At 41.4% G+C, this 17,261-nt stretch carries 14 protein-coding genes and 1 pseudogene; 5 read left to right on the top strand and 10 right to left on the bottom strand.

Annotated features, from left to right (window positions below; genetic code table 11):
* Positions 1–2: 2 nt before the first annotated feature.
* The 4 genes from E5342_RS09275 to folP all read right to left on the bottom strand — a co-directional run bounded on the left by E5342_RS09275 (position 3) and on the right by folP (position 4,031).
* A complete protein-coding gene (locus E5342_RS09275; RefSeq protein ID WP_121735105.1) occupies positions 3–1,205 on the bottom strand; it encodes an acetate/propionate family kinase in 1,203 nt (400 codons plus the stop codon).
* 25 nt (positions 1,206–1,230) lie between these two features.
* Complete coding sequence (gene pta / locus E5342_RS09280; protein ID WP_121735104.1) at positions 1,231–2,244, bottom strand: phosphate acetyltransferase; 1,014 nt, start codon at positions 2,242–2,244, stop codon at positions 1,231–1,233.
* Between the two features lie 127 nt (positions 2,245–2,371).
* Complete coding sequence (cdaA, locus tag E5342_RS09285) at positions 2,372–3,157, bottom strand: diadenylate cyclase CdaA (protein WP_121735103.1); 786 nt, start codon at positions 3,155–3,157, stop codon at positions 2,372–2,374.
* Between the two features lie 34 nt (positions 3,158–3,191).
* Positions 3,192–4,031: a dihydropteroate synthase gene (gene folP, locus E5342_RS09290; RefSeq protein WP_121735102.1), complete on the bottom strand. Its 840-nt coding sequence runs from the start codon at positions 4,029–4,031 to the stop codon at positions 3,192–3,194.
* A gap of 129 nt (positions 4,032–4,160) precedes the next feature.
* On the opposite strand from folP, the gene E5342_RS09295 reads away from it, so the two are divergent.
* Positions 4,161–5,444: a UDP-N-acetylmuramoyl-tripeptide--D-alanyl-D-alanine ligase gene (locus E5342_RS09295; RefSeq protein WP_121735101.1), complete on the top strand. Its 1,284-nt coding sequence runs from the start codon at positions 4,161–4,163 to the stop codon at positions 5,442–5,444.
* On the opposite strand, the gene E5342_RS09300 is transcribed toward E5342_RS09295, so the two are convergent.
* Positions 5,439–5,810 carry a DUF2339 domain-containing protein gene (locus tag E5342_RS09300; RefSeq protein WP_432707217.1) on the bottom strand — a complete coding sequence of 124 codons (372 nt, stop codon included), beginning with the start codon at positions 5,808–5,810 and terminating at the stop codon, positions 5,439–5,441. The two genes, E5342_RS09295 and E5342_RS09300, sit on opposite strands and share 6 nt — an antisense overlap.
* Here E5342_RS09300 and E5342_RS09305 point away from each other — a divergent pair.
* On the top strand, positions 5,801–6,697 hold the full coding sequence (locus E5342_RS09305) for a PfkB family carbohydrate kinase (protein WP_135959256.1): 897 nt from the start codon (positions 5,801–5,803) through the stop codon (positions 6,695–6,697). The two genes, E5342_RS09300 and E5342_RS09305, sit on opposite strands and share 10 nt — an antisense overlap.
* 68 nt (positions 6,698–6,765) lie before the next feature.
* Here E5342_RS09305 and E5342_RS09310 read toward each other — a convergent pair whose 3' ends face one another.
* Positions 6,766–8,004 carry an MFS transporter gene (locus E5342_RS09310; RefSeq protein ID WP_121735176.1) on the bottom strand — a complete coding sequence of 413 codons (1,239 nt, stop codon included), beginning with the start codon at positions 8,002–8,004 and terminating at the stop codon, positions 6,766–6,768.
* Between the two features lie 179 nt (positions 8,005–8,183).
* On the opposite strand from E5342_RS09310, the gene E5342_RS09315 reads away from it, so the two are divergent.
* The 3 genes and pseudogenes from E5342_RS09315 (at position 8,184) to istB (ending at position 12,297) form a co-directional block, all read left to right on the top strand.
* Entirely contained in the window at positions 8,184–10,472 is a 2,289-nt protein-coding gene (locus E5342_RS09315) for an outer membrane beta-barrel protein (RefSeq protein ID WP_135959257.1), read from the top strand.
* A gap of 424 nt (positions 10,473–10,896) precedes the next feature.
* Positions 10,897–11,463, top strand: coding sequence for a hypothetical protein (locus tag E5342_RS09320; RefSeq protein WP_135959258.1), 567 nt, complete (start codon positions 10,897–10,899; stop codon positions 11,461–11,463).
* 37 nt (positions 11,464–11,500) lie between these two features.
* A pseudogene (gene istB / locus E5342_RS09325) lies at positions 11,501–12,297 on the top strand (IS21-like element helper ATPase IstB).
* Positions 12,298–12,615: 318 nt separating this feature from the next.
* On the opposite strand, the gene E5342_RS09330 reads toward istB, so the two are convergent.
* From E5342_RS09330 to E5342_RS09345, 4 genes are read right to left on the bottom strand one after another with little or no spacing between them, the layout of a single operon-like run.
* Positions 12,616–13,614, bottom strand: coding sequence for a virulence RhuM family protein (locus E5342_RS09330; RefSeq protein WP_135959259.1), 999 nt, complete (start codon positions 13,612–13,614; stop codon positions 12,616–12,618).
* Between the two features lie 5 nt (positions 13,615–13,619).
* A complete protein-coding gene (locus E5342_RS09335) occupies positions 13,620–15,668 on the bottom strand; it encodes a DUF3732 domain-containing protein (RefSeq protein ID WP_135959260.1) in 2,049 nt (682 codons plus the stop codon).
* Positions 15,665–16,126 carry a three component ABC system middle component gene (locus E5342_RS09340; protein ID WP_135959261.1) on the bottom strand — a complete coding sequence of 154 codons (462 nt, stop codon included), beginning with the start codon at positions 16,124–16,126 and terminating at the stop codon, positions 15,665–15,667. Before E5342_RS09340 ends, E5342_RS09335 begins: the two co-directional genes overlap by 4 nt.
* Positions 16,119–17,249, bottom strand: a complete 1,131-nt coding sequence (locus E5342_RS09345) for a hypothetical protein (protein WP_135959262.1) — start codon at positions 17,247–17,249, stop codon at positions 16,119–16,121. The genes E5342_RS09340 and E5342_RS09345 overlap by 8 nt, the downstream gene beginning before the upstream one ends.
* Positions 17,250–17,261: the final 12 nt, after the last annotated feature.

The raw sequence follows: 17,261 nt of genomic DNA on the forward strand, positions 1-17,261 counted from the left end.
GGTTACTTTCTATCTAAGATCTCCAAGGTATCGGCAGCGATCATGAATTCCTCATCCGTAGGAACGACGATGATAGTCACCTTACTGTCCGGAGTGCTGATTACCATCTCCTCGCCGCGCATACCCTCGTTCTTCTCAACATCGATCTTCATGCCCATGTATTCCATGTTCTCACAAACCGCACGACGAGTCGCCCATTGGTTCTCGCCAACACCACCGGTCCAAACCAAGATATCGCAACCACCCATAGCGGCGGCATAAGCACCTATATATTTCTTGATGCGGTAGTTATATACGTTCATGGTCATGATCGCACGCGGATTTCCGGCAGCTACGGCAGCCTCGATCTCACGCATATCGGAAGAGATTCCGGAAAGACCGGCAACACCACTTCTCTTATTGATCAAGTCGGAAAGACCGGCACCATCCATGCCTTCCTTATCCATGATGAAAGACAAAGCACCCGCATCCACGTCGCCGCAACGAGTACCCATCAACAGACCCTCAACCGGAGTCAGACCCATGGAAGTATCCACGCTCTTACCATTCTTGATAGCGGTAATAGAACCACCGTTACCTACGTGAGCCGTGATAATCTTCTGATCCTCATAAGGAACACCTAAAATCTCGCAAGCACGACGGGAAACATAACGATGACTGGTTCCGTGGAAGCCATAACGACGTACGCCATATTTCTTGTACATCTCGTAAGGCAAACCATACATATACGCATAATCCGGCATGGTCTGGTGGAAAGCCGTATCAAACACCGCTACTTGAGGAATACCCGGGATCAAAGCCTCCATCGCCCGAACACCCTTTAAGTTAGCCGGGTTATGAAGCGGAGCCAAATCAGAGCACTCGATTACCTTATTGATTACATCCTGATTGATCAATACGCTAGAAGCGAACTCCTCGCCACCATGTACCAAACGATGGCCAACGGCGTCGATCTCCTTATAGTCCTTGATACAGCCATAAGTAGCGTCGGTCAATACGCTTAGGATAAACTCGATGCCTTGTTGATGACCGGGGATCTCTCTCTCGATAACCACCTTCTTGCCCTCCTTATCCGTCAATTTCAGGAACGCGCCCGGCAAACCGATTTTCTCGATACCACCTTGAGCCATAACCTCACCGGAGGTCATATCGAATAACTTATATTTGATAGAACTACTACCGCAGTTCAATACTAGAATCTTCATATTATTAAGTCGTTAGGATTATCTATTATTTTGCGGATTTCAAACCGATGGATTGATTACAAGCGATCGCTACCATCTTATAAATATCGTCTACGGAACAACCGCGAGACAAGTCATTCACCGGAGCGGCCATACCTTGAAGGATAGGACCGACAGCCTCAGCGCCACCCAAACGTTGAACCAGCTTATAAGCGATATTACCCACCTCCAAAGTCGGGAATACCAAAACATTCGCTTTACCAGCGATCTCGCTACCCGGAGCTTTCTTGCTACCTACAGCCTCAACCAAAGCGGCGTCGGCCTGCAACTCTCCGTCGATCTTCAAATCCGGAGCCATTTCCTTAGCCAAGCGAGTAGCCTCCACTACCTTGTCCACCATCTCGTGAGAAGCGCTACCCTTCGTAGAGAAGCTCAACATAGCCACACGAGGCTCAACGCCTACGATATTACGAGCCGTAGCAGCGGTAGCTACAGCGATGCTGGCCAACTCTTCCGCGTTCGGGTTTGGCATAACCGCACAATCAGCAAATACCAAAATACCATTATCCCCATATTGAGGAGTCTGCGTAAACATAAGGAACGCACCGGAAACACACTTCATGCCCGGAGCCGTCTTGATAATTTGCAAAGCAGGACGCAATACATTACCCGTCGTATTCTCAGCGCCAGCGATCTCACCGTCAGCGTCACCCGCCTTGATCATCAAACAAGCCAAGAACAAAGGATCTTCAACTAGAACCGCAGCCTTCTCGGGAGTCATACCCTTCTTTTGGCGAAGTTGGAAAAGTAAGTCTGCGTATGCGGCTTTCTTCTCATGATTTTTCGGATCGATAAGGGTTGCCTCACCGATGTGGTTCAACCCAAAACCAGCCGCCAACTCCTTGATCTCAGCGGGGTTTCCAATTAAGATAATGTCTGCTACACCGTCGGCCAGTAATCGGTCGGCAGCTTTAAGAGTTCTTTCCTCGGTACCTTCGGGAAGAACGATACGCTGCTTGTTTGCTTTAGCGCGCGCAATAATGTCTTGCATTAAATCCATAACGGAAGATATTTTATATTATTTAATAATTGTACTCGTAATCTGGCTACAAAAGTAGGCATAATGCAATATAGAGTTTACAAAATAGACAAAAGAATTACTGGTGGAGATACCCGTTTCAGATCTTTTAACAATAATTCGTCACTTCCCGCTCCCCGGAGAGTATTTGTTGCAGTTCTTCCGCTGTCACATTCACACTTAACTTGCCTTTATGGGCCACAGAGATCTTTCCTCTCTCCTCCGAGACAATAATAACCAGCGCATCTGTCTCCAATGCCATCCCTAACCCGGAACGATGGCGCAATCCCATATCCTTGGGAAGGGTAGCGTTCTGGGCGACCGGCAAGATACAACCGGCGGCCTTGATCCGGTTATCGGCTATGATCATCGCACCATCATGCAACGGGCTGTTCTTAAAGAATATATTCTCGATCAAGCGGGCATTTACATCGGCGTTGAACATCTCACCCGTATGCTCATAGATAGCCAGGTCCATATCTTGCTGGATCACGATCAAGGCACCCGTCTTTTTCCGGGCCATATTCATACAGGCCAAGACAACAGGGGCGACAAACTTTCCTTCTTTCTCCGGATCGCCTCCTCGCTTGGAAAAAAGTTTCCCTAGGAATTTCCAGCCCCGGTGCGAACCTAACGCCAACAGGAAACGACGGATCTCATCTTGGAAGAGGATTACCAAAACTACGAAACCTACGCTAATGAACTTATCCAAGATGGCTCCCATCAACCGCATTTCCAATACCTGCGAGATCAAGATCCATACGACGATGAATGATACGACTCCACTGAATATAGCCAATGTGCCCGAGCTTTTCATCAACTTATAGGTCTGATACAGGAAGAAAGCCACCAGCAATACGTCAATCAAGTCTTTTATACCGAAATGCATCCACATAGTTAATTGAGAATTGAAAGTTGAAACTTGAAAATTATTTGTTGGTCATTTGACCTATGACGCGAATGGCTTCCACTGCTTCCCGCACGTCATGCACACGGAGGATATTAGCACCGTTCAAGAGAGCGAACGTATTCAATACGGTCGTTCCGTTCAGGCTATCCGCAGGGGTTCCACCCAGTAATTTATAAATCATGCTTTTACGAGAGACTCCAATTAATAAAGGCAACTCAAAAATAGAAAACTCCTTTAAATGGCTCATCAATTGGTAATTCTGCTCCAATGTCTTGCTAAAGCCAAAGCCGGGATCGAGGATGATATCATTCACCCCTAAAAGCCGAAGCTGACGTACCTTCCGGGAAAAGTACAACATGATCTCCTCCATCATATCCGGGTAATCGGTATGCCGCTGCATAGTCTGAGGAGTCCCACGCATATGCATCATGATATAAGGAACCTTCAAATCCGCTACGGTTTGGAACATATCCGCATCCAACTCACCGCCGGAGATATCGTTAATGACAGCCACTCCGTACTCCTCTACGCAACGACGGGCAATCCCCGCACGAAACGTATCTACGGATACCGGGATATCCGGGTAATGCTTATTTAATATATGTAAGGCAAACTCCAAACGGCGCATCTCTTCTTCCGGAGTAACCTCCGCGGCATCCGGACGGGATGAATAACCACCGATATCGATCCAATCCCCTCCCTCCGATAAGATTTCCCGGATACGGTCCTCGATAGCGGTCTCGGTCTGTTTACGGCTGCCCGCATAAAAAGAATCAGGGGTAATATTCAAGATTCCCATCACCAACGGTGTCGCTAAAGAAGTAAGTGTCCCTCTAATATTGAGCGTTTTATCTAACATGATCTTTCCTTATTTCCGGCAAAGATACAGGTTTCTCTCTTAAAATCTCCTTCTAGATTCTTCATTCTTTATTTAATTGCTACATTTGCCCCGAATTAGACAGGAATAAATATTTAACGCGATACAGTCATGAGTATTATCGACCTCTATGATTTATTTATACATAACCCTCAAATAACGACAGATAGCCGGAACTGTCCGAAGGGTTCTATCTTCTTCGCCTTAAAAGGTGATAAATTCGACGGAAATCAATATGCGGGAAAAGCCTTGGCATCCGGCTGTGTCTATGCCGTCATAGACAATCCCGATTATTATACAGATGAACGTACGATCCTTGTTGACAACGTGCTGAAGACCTTGCAACAATTAGCGCACCATCACCGCAAGGTACTGGGGTTGCCGATCATCGGGATTACCGGAACGAATGGCAAGACCACGACCAAAGAGTTATTGGCTGCCGTACTCTCAACGAAATTCAATTTACTATATACCGAAGGAAATTTCAATAATCATATTGGCGTTCCCTTGACCTTGCTCCGGTTGACGCATGACCATGAGATGGCGGTTATCGAGATGGGCGCCAGCCATCCGGGAGACATCAAGGAATTAGTGGATATCGTCCATCCCAACTATGGCATCATCACAAACGTAGGCCGTGCCCATCTGGAAGGCTTCGGTTCTTTCGAGGGTGTGATCCGGACAAAAGGGGAGTTATATGATTATATCCGTCGCTCCAAAGGCAAGATATTTATCAAGAAAGAGAACGAGCACCTTCAGTCTATCGCCAAAGACATTGAGCAAATCACATATGGAAACGGGGATGACGCTTTCGCATCCGGACAGATAGTCAGTTGCGATCCTTTCTTAGTGTTCAATTGGAAGCAACAAGGAAAGTGGCATACCGTCGAAACACATATGATCGGTAGTTATAACCTAGATAATGTATTGGTCGCCGTCGCCGTAGGCCGCTTCTTCAAAATTCCGGCAGAGCGTATCAGCCGTGCTATCGCCGCTTACGAGCCAACCAATAACCGTTCCCAGTTCAAGAAAACCGAGAATAACGCATTGATTATCGATGCTTACAATGCAAACCCGAGCAGCATGAAAGTGGCTCTGGATAACTTCATCGCCATGCCCGTGCAGCCTAAAGCGATTATCCTTGGGGATATGCGCGAGCTTGGGCCTACTAGCGACGAATTACATGCGGAAGTTATCGAACAGATCAAGAAAGGCCAGTTCGACAAGGTGTTCCTTTGCGGCGAGCATTTCTCTAAGGTAGGCAAAGAGTTCTCTCCCTTCGCTACCACAGAGGCTATGATGGAGGAGCTTCGGAGGCAGCCATTAAAGGGCTATCATATCTTGATCAAAGGTTCTCATAGCATGGGGCTGGAGAAACTAGCGGATATCCTATAAGTTATCATCGAACAAGGCGGTTTTCAACTTCTGATACAAGAAGAAGAGCCCCAATAAGATAACTCCCAAGATTATAAAGACGACCACTTTCCCGATCGTAGGCAAGAGACACAGATCCACCATCACCAACTTTAGCAATACGATCGAGAAGGTGGCCAAACTAATCATCCAGACAACTTTCAGATGCAATCGCATTCCCACCGCCATTTGCATAAAGCCGGCAAGACTCAACGAGATAGAAATACTATCGGAAAAACTTTCCTTGTTTACGCTTTTATTGGTCAAAATAACGACTATCCTATGTACTTGAACTCTTTTTTCATAAATTTGTCGCTTTATAATAAACTGAGTAAAAAATGAATACACACGAACTTTGCTGCGTAGGACACATCACCTTAGATAAGGTAGTGACACCTAAGAATACCGTCCATATGCCGGGAGGAACATCTTTTTATTTCTCACATGCGATAAAACATTTCGATGATATTGACTATACTCTAGTGACAGCCTTGGCTGAATCTGAGATGAAAACGGTGGAGGAACTACGAGCCGAAGGTATCGACGTTGCCGTGATGCCAAGTAAGCACACCGTTTATTTCGAAAATATTTATGGAGAGAACCAAGATAACCGTACACAACGTGTATTGGCGAAAGCCGATCCTTTCACCGTGGAGTATCTGGAGAACATCGACTCCAAGATCTTCCACCTAGGTAGTTTGCTTGCCGATGATTTCTCTTTGGAAGTGGTAAGATATTTAGCGAGAAAAGGCTTAGTGTCCATTGACTCGCAAGGGTATCTACGGGAAGTGAGAGACAAGGATGTATTCGCCGTGGACTGGCCAGAGAAAAAAGAAGTACTTAAACACGTGCACTTCCTCAAGGCTAACGAACATGAGATGGAAGTATTAACCGGATATACCGATGCCGTGAACGCAGGAAAAGTTATTTATGATTGGGGCGTGAAAGAGGTATTGCTGACTTTTGGAAGCATGGGATCTATGATTTACGACGGTTCCACTTTCCATAAAATCCCCGCCTACATACCGAAGGAAGTAGTGAACGCTACCGGAGCGGGTGATACTTATATGACCGGATATCTCTATAAACGTGCAAAGGGCGCAAGCATAGAGGAAGCCGGACGTTTCGCGGCAGCTATGACAACATTAAAAATCGAAGGAATAGGCCCATTCAACGGCACCAAGGAAGATGTGTTGCGATGCTTAGAGACAGCGGAACAACGAATGCCTGAGTAATTGAAAATTGAGAATTGAGAATTGAAAATCAAGGGGGCAACTAACTTTCAATTCTCAATTCTCAATTTTCAATTCCCCCTAAATGCTTTGCAGAATGTAGTCATTAGCAAGATACAAAGCCCTAACAGGCCGACCACCATATAAGCGTATTTCATATTGAAAGCCTGCGAGATCGCCCCGATCAACAAAGGCGCGATCAACGAGCCGATAAAGCTGATACTGGAAAGGATCGTCAAGGCGATTCCCACCGGAGTTTTCGATTTAGCGCCCACCAAGCTATAAATAGTAGGCACCATACACGAGATACCCAAGCCTACCAACATAAAGCCTAAGGAATTCACGATCACCTTTACCGTCATCGATTCGAAAATCCCCCCCAACAAAGCTGAGATAAAGAAACCTGCAAAAATAAAGAAACCCGCCAATTGCAACACCTTCCGCTTTCCTAAAACACTATAGGCAGAGTTCGTGAGAAAACGGCCTACCGTCATCATTATCATGAAGACCAAGAAACCAATCTGCAAGGACTTAGGAACCTGCAATACCGATTCGAAGTAAAGTCCACTCCAATCAAACATCGCACTTTCCACCACCAAGGCAAACAGCCCGACGATACCCAACTGGATCAACAGCATTTCCGGCTTACGGATAAAACTCAACAAAGCCGGGGCTTCTTTCTTCTCCGCTTCCTTCTCTTCCTCCGGTGACTCAACCGCCACGTCTTCCTGCAAATACTTCCGGCTTACCAAAACTGTCACTCCAATCAATAATGCGATCAACGAAAAATGCCAGAACGGAGTGACGCCGGATACAATCATGATAAACCCGATCAAAGCTCCTAAACAAGCCGCTAAACTCCAGCCTCCATGAAATGAGGCCATGATGGTACGTCCATAGAGTCGCTCGATACCAATTCCTTGCGTATTCAAGGATATATCGCATAGATTCCAGAACACGCCAAAACAGAACAAATAAACACCCAGCAGATAAATATTATGTGCCGTACCGATCGCAAATAAGGCCAAGGCATATCCTAACACACTGGCTTGCGCCATAATACGACTCCCCAACTTCGATACCAAATAACCCGCTAACGGGATCGCCACAAACTTACCCACTGGGATCAGGAATAAGACCAAGCCCCAATAGAAAGCATAATTCACCTCAAAAATATCCTTCACGTCCGGAATACGGCTAGCCCAACTAGAGAAGCAAAGACCTTGCGCTAAAAAGAAAGAAAGCATCGCATAACGAATCCGTTCCTTGGGAAAAGCGCTACCCAATGGAGTACTCATTTTTTCATTCATTATCATTTACTTTTATTGTTATCATCTATTTGAGAAAGGGGCACGTCCCCATTTATCCGCAAAGCTATCAAATATATCCTAATCCCTAAGTCCTAAAAGTAGAATTTATTAGGTAGATTCCCTAATGAAAAGTATATTTGCGAAATATACACAGGAATGTTGACTAAATCGAGGATGATATGAGAAGTTGGATTATCTTTTTAGGGTTATTATTTACCACACTCGCACAGGCACAAGTTATCGCGGGAAGGGTTACGGACTTAAATAACCATCCTATCGAACTGGCGGTCGTGATTATACAAACGAACGATTCCGTATATGTAAACTCCACCTATACGGACTCTTTAGGTTCTTTTAGTGTCAAAGCGGATATATCACCTTTCCTCTTAACCGTCCAGCACTTGCTGTATGAGACGTATCAAAGCACTTATGATTCACTTACGATAGGCAATATACAACTGAACGAGAAAAATCAGATGCTTTCGGAAGTATCTGTTACCGGAGAGCGTCCTTTAGCCAAGGTTGTCGATGGGAAAATAACCTACAGCATGCCACACTTGTTAAAAGACAAGATGGCCACTAGCGCTTACGAGGCAATCCTAGAACTACCGGGAGTGCGGGAACAAAGCGGAAAAATACAACTTGCCGGAACAAATGGAGTCACGGTTATCATCAATGGCAAGACCACCAATATGGGTGAGAGCCAATTGGAGAATCTGCTTAAGAATATGCCCAAAGAACGTATTCAAGAAGCAGAGATCATGTATAGCGCTCCACCCCAATATCATGTACGTGGGGCCGTGATTAATCTGGTCCTTAAAAGTGATACTTTCGAGACACCCAAACTACAAGGGCAAGTCAACGCCCTCTATAACCAAGGGTATTACGCCAATTTCCAAGGCGGTACTACCCTTGTTTATAACACCCCTAAACACGCTACTGATTTCATGTACTCCTTCGGCTACCACCGGGAACGGACAGGTGAGGATATCTTGTCACATCACTTATATGATGGCAAGACCTACAAGATCGAGCAATTCGACAGGGGACATACCCGGCTTCCGATTCATACCATACGCCTTGGTAATGATTGGCGCTTGAACGATAAGAACAAACTAAGCTTCGCCTATACCTCAGAGATCCAGCAATGGACCCATCCTTTTACCTCTTCCGTAGGAACCTATTCGGATTCCGAAAACAGAAAGAAATCCGATAAACCGATCCAAATGCATAATCTGTCACTCGACTATACCTCCGGGTTCGGCCTTAATGCGGGGATTGATTTTACCACTTACATCAATCATACGACACAATATTACCAAGAGAAGAAACCCGGGAAAGAAGATGCTTTCAACGCTAAATCACAACAAGACATCCGTAGGCTCTCCGTCTACGCAGACCAAAGCCATAAATCAGGAAAAGGCTGGATACTCAACTATGGGACAAAATTCAGCTTCGCCTCAGACAAAAGTTCTCAGGTATACCATTCACTGCACGAACACGATTGGTCTGCCTCTAATAGTTACAGCAAACTGGATGAATATGTATACGATTTATATACCGGCTTTTCCAAAAGCTTCTCTGATAACCTATCCGTAAACGCCTCTTTGACCGGAGAGTATTACAAACATAAGGAGATTGATTATTGGAGCTTATTCCCAATGATGGAAATCACGTACCGAGTCCATCCCAGCCATATCCTGCAATTATCCGTTTCTTCAGACAAGACCTATCCCAGCTATTGGGAGATGCAGAACACGGTATCTTATCTGAATGGATATACCGAGATACAAGGCAACCCGGATTTAAGGCCGTCCAGACTCTACTCTGCCCAATTGAACTACATCCTAAAAAACAAATACATTTTCACGCTATACGCAAACTATATAGACAATAATTTCAACCAGCTTCCCTATCAATCCTCCGAGAGACTAGTTCTTATCTATAAGACTCTGAATTTCAACTATTCCAGCAAGCTGGGTCTAAATGTAATAATACCGTTCAAAACCAGTTCCGTGCTCGATTCCAGATTAACGTTAAATGGTTATTATGACAAAATGAAATGTGATAACTACCATGGTATAAGCTTTAATAAAGATAATCTGGCATTCTATGCCGAACTGAATAATACGTTCAACCTCTCATCAAAGCCTACTATCAAAGCGGAAGTATCCGGCTCCTATATCACCCGCAACATTCAAGGTCCAATGACGATCAGCAGTATGTATAACGTAGATGCTGGCTTGAAATGGATCTCACCCAACGGTAAAGCGGAGGTCTCTTTGAAAGTGAACGACATGTTTAATTCATGGGTTCCAAAGGATCTTAATCTTCAATACAAAACACAAGACTTACATATGTGTATGATCCCGGATTCCAGACGAGTCTCCTTATCCTTTATCTATAAATTCGGAGATTTTAAAGCAAAAGAACATAAAGAGGTGGATAGTTCCCGATTCGGGAAATAAAAGTCGATAGTCTATACTACGCTTTCAACCTAATATTCAACGGGGTGACATTAAATTTCCGTTTAAAGGGCGTACGATGAGGATTTGTTACGGTTGAGCCTTCCTTTTAGATAAAAGTATTATCGGCAGTAGTTTGCCCATCTACATGTAAAGATCTTTTCACATCTGTGATACGATCTTTTCACAAGCATGAAACGACTGTATCACATAGGTGAAAAGATCACTTCACGGATGTGAAAAGATCAGATCATGTGGTGCTTGGTTATACTATCCTTTGGTGAAGGATACTTTACGGCACAGATTTTACGACTAATTGTTATAATACTACAAGTTCACTCTTATCACATCCGTGAGATAAAAGAGTTGCAAGCATCTCCACGCTCCACTTCATATCCGTTGACATACAACAAAACGAGTGCATGAAATGCTCACATTGCTCGGTTCCCGATACATTGGTTGGCAAGACCGTTACCGTCAAGATAACTCCGAGAAACTTGTCATCCTCTATAATAACGACAAAGTGGCCGTACATGAGCGCATATGTTCCGGGGCCAAAAGATGGTCTGTCAAACTGGAACATTACCTGACCACACTGGGACGTAAACCGGGAGCCTTGAATGCTTCGTTGGCCCTGAAACAAATGTCGGTCAAGATACAGGCATTGTTCCATAAGCATTTTACAGACAAAGCCAGGGATTTTGTATTCTTGTTGCAGTATGCCAAAGATCATAATTTTACCCACACTGATATTGTAGAAGCATATGATGTATTGGCCGAGCGCGGTTTAAAGAGTGTATCTGCCGATCAGATCAAAACGAGGATGCATGCCGCCGGTCTGGATGAAAGCATAGGCGACGAATCAATCTGCCCGGGCGGGCATCTTCAGAACGAATCTTCACAGATAGAGGATGGCTCCATGAGGATACTGATGGATCTGTCCCGCATAATGGATACAGGGAATAGTATGAATGAAGTCCCGACAATTAATTAAAATCAATCATATGGAACTTGATTTAAATGATTTACAGATGGAAAATCTAAATGAGGAAAGAGCCTTTAACTACGCCAAGGAACTTAAACAGCCTGTTCTCAGGGATGAACTGGAGGATTTTATCTCTTTGGCCACGGAAGAGGGCTGGAGTTATCGCACGTTTATATGCAGGCTGCTCAGCAAGGAAATGGACGTGCACCTGGAGAATCGTCGAAAACAGCGGGTCAGGACGGCCGGATTCCCGGAGCTTAAATACCTTCAGGAACTGCAGAGGGAAGAACTGCCTAAAGATGCACAAACGGCATTACCCTGCCTGGAAACATTGGAATTTATAAACGAGGGACGTAATATTGTATTTTGTGGAAATCCCGGAACAGGCAAGACACATCTGTCTATAGCACTAGGTATCAAAGCCTGTTTGGAAGGATATACCGTCTTTTTTACTTCCGTATCCCATTTGCTTACACAAATAAGGGAATGCCGCTCACAGAAAAGTCTCAGGCAACTCGAGTTGCGCTTCCAAAGGTATGATATGGTTATTTGTGACAAGTTTGGATACGTCAGCTGTGACAAGGAAGGAGAAGAAATGCTGTTTAACCATTTATCACTCAAGGCAGGAAAAAAACAATCATTGTCACTACAAACCTAGCCTTTAGCAGGTGGGGAGAGATTGTCAAAGACAAGGTGCTGGTGGCTGCAATCGTGGATAGGCTTACTCATAAAGCGTATCTGATAAACATGAATGAACAATCGTATCGCATGAAAGAAACACAAAAAATGTTGAAATCCAATGAAAAACAACTATATTTGAACACTCTAATCAGAGGCACTTAGTGGTATACTTTTCAATTACTAAGTGGAGTACTTTTCAGTTATTATCTACAAATAAGGACGTATAGTTTGCTTCAATCCCACTAATTTTGCTTACTCTTGGAAAAGAAAAATCCCTGAACCTCTTTAAAATTCAGGGATTTACATCGTTTTGCTTTCTTAAAAAGTGGTGCCACCAGGAATCGTTATTTAATTCCAAGTGGTTTAATATCATTCTTTTCCAAAAGCTACTCAACTGTAATCTCCTCCGATTGCTCCACCAATGACTTGCGTTGTTTTGCGCATGGTTGCGTGAAGGTTTCCAAAGGCAAAGGTAATGAATTACTTTGAACTTTTACCATTGTTATCTTTCAATTTTTTGATTTCCTTATCAAAATCGCTTTCAAGCAGTTCCATTTCGCGTTTGCGATAGATGGCAAACTCTTTTTCTGCCTTTTCAATCGCTTGTTTGTGCGAAATATTTCCTTTGCCAATTAAAACCTTTCGCTTGTGTGCTATAATTTGGTTATCCAGTGCTTCTATCCAATCTTTCATCGTCATAGGATTCATTTCCAATGCCTGGAACTCAGCAAAGTCCAAGAAACCGGACACAAGCAGATTCAAACGTTGAAGTTCAATCTCAGACAAATAGTTCTTGGCAATCTTTACATCATCCTTAGTCACATAGTTTCCCTTGAAGTTAGTCATGCCTACAAACGGTTTTTCATTATCCACACGATTGTATATGATTTCAGCAGCCGTATTTTCGTGGACAGCGTAATGCAACTTGTTTTGCACGGTGGCGAAGAACATCTTTGTCATTTCATCGCGAGGATCATAGTCTGTGGCTGTAGCATAAATATCTGTGACTTGTTGGTAGAAGTTGCGCTCACTACTACGAATATCCCTGATGCGTTGCAACAACTCTCGAAAATAACGGTTTCCACCTTGCTTCAATCGCTCATCATCCATTGTAAAGCCCTTTTGGATATATTCGTGAAGCCGTTGGGTAGCCCAACGACGGAAGCGTGTTGCAACCTGAGACTGGATACGATACCCCAATGCTATGATCATATCAAGATTATAGTGGTCAATGTTACGTTTTACCTGACGATTACCCTCTTGTCGAACTAACAAGAATTTCTTGTTAGTTGCTTCTATGGCAAGTTCTCCGTCCTTATATATATTGTCCACATGTTGGCTAATGTTTTGTTGGGTAGTGCAATAAATTTCTGCCAATTGATTTTGTGTTAGCCACAAATCCGCATCAGCAAAGCGCACCGACACACGAGTTATTTCGTTGTCGTCTTGATAGAGTATTATTTTGTTTTCATCATCCATATTGATTAATCATTTTCTTGTGTATTACTACTGTCGATTTCTTTTGATTGTTGTATTTTAAGCATATCTACAAAACCTTGATTTTTCCCTCGCCATCTGCGTACAACATAATCGTTAAAATCATATTCTCCTAAATCCAAATAATCGGCATGGTCAGATATTATAATCTGAGGCATAAACCCAAATTCTTCATTTATAGAGTTTATCACATTGATGATTTGTAAAAAAAGATTAGTCACGGCTTTAAGATCCTCATCTGCAGATTTGTTTTCTAATTGCTTTAGTTTCTCTGCATCAAACTTTTCCTCATTAATGTCAATAGTCGCAGGGAAATAAACTTGGCTAGGTTGGTCCAAGAATAAAATAGATGGAACCTTCGCTTTATCCCCCAATGACGCAAAATACTTGAGTATGGATAAAAATAAACAGATATGAGAGTATAGCCAATTAGCCCCACTTCCCATAGATCTGAGGTATACTTTTGTCCTATTATCCTTTAAATGATATAATTCAAAAGTATGTATGTCAAAACAAAGGTTGATAGGCTTATATGATGCTTCAAAATCTAATTTACTACCAATCTCATTCATTGTACGATTTATAAAAGTTTCTGCCTCTCTCAATTTATGTTCAACATTATATTTTTGTTGCAATACTCTTTCTAAATCTTCTATTCGTTTCTTTATATCATCAGTATTGTTTTTGTCGAAACCGATAGCCTTATTTCGAGACCAGTCTAATTCATTTTCAACCTGAAGCCTTATCTTTAAGGCTTGTTCTTCCAGAGACCTATTATTCTCTAGATTTCTATTGATTTCAGTTATTTTTGCTATTTCACTATTTAAAAGTTGAATTTGCTGATTAACTTCCTGCAGTTCATTTTCATACTCGCGTTTTTGTGGTAGGAAAGAATCTATCCTCATCGGAGACTTCCGTAACTCGGAATTTAACCAATTTATCGCCTCTGTCAATTTATTTGCCTCCACCATAGTTCCACCATTTATATTATGACAAAAAGGGCAGACAGAGTTGCTTTTTATAGCCTCTTTTATAGGATTATATCTGTCAATAGCTTTCGCATAAGATTTTGCATATTCAATAGAAGATATTACTTTTTCCAATTTAAGTGTAATATTCCTTTTTTGAGCTAGTAATGAATTTTTCTTTCTCGTTATTTCTGTATATTGAAATTTGTACTGTTCGGAACTTTCATTTACGACAGCTATGTATTCTTTTAATTTATCAAGATATATTTGAGGTGCATTAAGCAAATGCATACTATCTATTCCTGCGAATAATTCATTTCCACTAATGGAATGATACTCTTTTCTTAACGCATCCAAATATGAACACTTGTCTTTTTTAGTCGCTTCAAAACGACTTTGTTCATTTTGACATTTTTCTAATTTTATCCGATATTCATCTAACTCTTGAGATAAGGTGTAATATTGTTGGTCGACAAGTCCCGCAAATATTTTAAACTCGTCTATAACCCTTTCTCGTTTTTCTTTTTCGTCAAATCTATAGAATAAGGAATGTTTATTAGCAACTAGGTTTTGATGCTGTAGCATAAATGAAATCATATTTCGAAAAGAGGGATGTCCTTTTTTTGTTACTTTTCGATTTATGCCGCTATCAGTATCATCCATATTTGATATTTCAAGTCCGAAAAAATGCCCCAATTCTTCTTTGAACGTATTTATATCAAAAAAATACTCATCGCCAAAGTAAGAACTATTCAAATTTTCTATTTCCAAATTTTGAGGTTCAATTTTGAAAAATAATTTTCTTGGTTTTTCGGCTTGCTCACGGGCAATTACTAATTGAGTGTCGTTTTTGTATAATACGACAAAATATAAACGTGCATTCTCTGTAATGACACCAGAAGGGATAGTATTATCTGCACTTCCCGTACAGTAATCAAACAATTCTATTATAGCACTTTTCCCTGTAGAAGATCTACCAGTTATAATGTTCAGACCTTCGTGCATATCAATATGATGACAATTATCATATTGATCAATAATACCCATATATTTAATATAACTTCTCATATCGCTTTTATTCCAAATGCATAGTAGGTATTAATAACATTCTTTGAAAAAATCTTATATAGCTGTGAGGCAAGAATTAGATTCTTATTCAAGCGAGCATCCGTCAGCATGTTATCATCATTGATTACGGTTACTGTAAGATTCTTATCAATATCAATATATTTACAATCAATAGCATATTGCAAACACTTATTTGTTTGCTCTTTATAATAATAGAAACGTTCTTCAAATCCGGCCATAATATCTTTATCTTTTGTTATTCTACTCAGATTAGATGCGGTAGTTATTCGCTGAATCTTTTCTACGAACTCATTGTTAAGAACTAAAGGAAATACAAAATAAGCTAATAACATATTCTTTTCCGTTGGTTTTATGTTTCTATAAAAAGAAACAAGCAACGGAGTTAGAATAAAGGTATTATTTTGTAGTGTTGATATATTTTCAACAAACTTACTCATTGGCTTTGCCTTTTAATAACCATACTAATTCATCTTTTTCGTTTGCTATCATATGAAGCATACCATTATGGAAATATAAATCCACATTATTATATGTGTGAAAAGTTATATCGCTACTTCCCGTCATCTCATCATAAAAGTCTTGAGATCTGGCTATTTGCTCACCATCTTTGTAATTTCTTGATGCTTTTCTATATTTCGCCGTATAACTCCCAATCAAGTTCTCTTCATATTGTAATAGTGAATTTTTCTTTGTCTCAGACTTTTCTAATTCCTGCTGAATCACATTTGCTGTATGTACATAATCATCAATAGCTTCAGGAATAATATCTTCATATTTAATATCCTTAATTTTTTCGACAAAGGCATAACCATCGTAGTCATTTCTCTTGATATCTGCTAACTTTATTTTTGCAGGGAACACTGCTGTATTTTCCACTAATGTTTTTGTTATATCTTCTGCTTCTCTCGTGAAATCAGCGTATGTAATCTTCCAGTTTCTACTAACGGTCTCTGGATTAAGTATATATCCAAACATATGATTTATATATTTCCCTTTTTGTATATTGGGGATGTTCTTACAATACTTTTCTTGAATGTATTTATAGTATTGGCTTCCATCCATATTTACACTATCAATGTATAACATTTTTGTTATTTGTGATAGTCTCGTTGCATTCTTGTCATCAAAAATGGTATCCATGTATGTTGCTAAATCCTTATTTCTTCTCTTTCGTGAGTCAAAATTCTTTTTGATATTCCTAAGAGCTTTTATCCTTTCTGATGGAGTTTCTTTATTCCAATTTAACCATGCAGATTCTATAGAAACTTTTTGGGTAGTTAATAATACAAGCGAACTAAAGGTGTCAATAGGAAAATCTTCACTCGTCCAGTTATAAATACTCTTCCATACATTCTTGTCGGAATCAGTTAATGATTTTTTATAAAGTTTTGATTCTATCTGTTTGCTATCAGGCAGATTTCCTAGTACAGATACATCACCATAAGTTTCTATATAAACCGTTTGTCCTTCTTGCATTTCAAAACATCGTTCTAATGCAATAAGGAATTGGAATAAAACACCTTTAATAGATGACGTTGAATCAAACTTTAGCTTTTGCATATTAAACTATAA

Source organism: Parabacteroides distasonis (genome assembly GCF_004793765.1).
Taxonomy (GTDB): Bacteria; Bacteroidota; Bacteroidia; order Bacteroidales; family Tannerellaceae; genus Parabacteroides; species Parabacteroides distasonis_A.

Bases quoted from the DNA above. Each gene is read 5' to 3' on its own strand.
- E5342_RS09275 (WP_121735105.1), bottom strand. From the start codon at position 1,205: ATGAAGATTCTAGTATTGAACTGCGGTAGTAGTTCTATCAAATATAAG.
- pta (WP_121735104.1), bottom strand. From the start codon at position 2,244: ATGGATTTAATGCAAGACATTATTGCGCGCGCTAAAGCAAACAAGCAG.
- cdaA (WP_121735103.1), bottom strand. From the start codon at position 3,157: ATGTGGATGCATTTCGGTATAAAAGACTTGATTGACGTATTGCTGGTG.
- folP (WP_121735102.1), bottom strand. From the start codon at position 4,031: ATGTTAGATAAAACGCTCAATATTAGAGGGACACTTACTTCTTTAGCG.
- E5342_RS09295 (WP_121735101.1), top strand. From the start codon at position 4,161: ATGAGTATTATCGACCTCTATGATTTATTTATACATAACCCTCAAATA.
- E5342_RS09305 (WP_135959256.1), top strand. From the start codon at position 5,801: ATGAATACACACGAACTTTGCTGCGTAGGACACATCACCTTAGATAAG.
- E5342_RS09310 (WP_121735176.1), bottom strand. From the start codon at position 8,004: ATGAATGAAAAAATGAGTACTCCATTGGGTAGCGCTTTTCCCAAGGAA.
- E5342_RS09315 (WP_135959257.1), top strand. From the start codon at position 8,184: ATGAGAAGTTGGATTATCTTTTTAGGGTTATTATTTACCACACTCGCA.
- E5342_RS09320 (WP_135959258.1), top strand. From the start codon at position 10,897: ATGCTCACATTGCTCGGTTCCCGATACATTGGTTGGCAAGACCGTTAC.
- E5342_RS09330 (WP_135959259.1), bottom strand. From the start codon at position 13,614: ATGGATGATGAAAACAAAATAATACTCTATCAAGACGACAACGAAATA.
- E5342_RS09335 (WP_135959260.1), bottom strand. From the start codon at position 15,668: ATGAGAAGTTATATTAAATATATGGGTATTATTGATCAATATGATAAT.
- E5342_RS09340 (WP_135959261.1), bottom strand. From the start codon at position 16,126: ATGAGTAAGTTTGTTGAAAATATATCAACACTACAAAATAATACCTTT.
- E5342_RS09345 (WP_135959262.1), bottom strand. From the start codon at position 17,249: ATGCAAAAGCTAAAGTTTGATTCAACGTCATCTATTAAAGGTGTTTTA.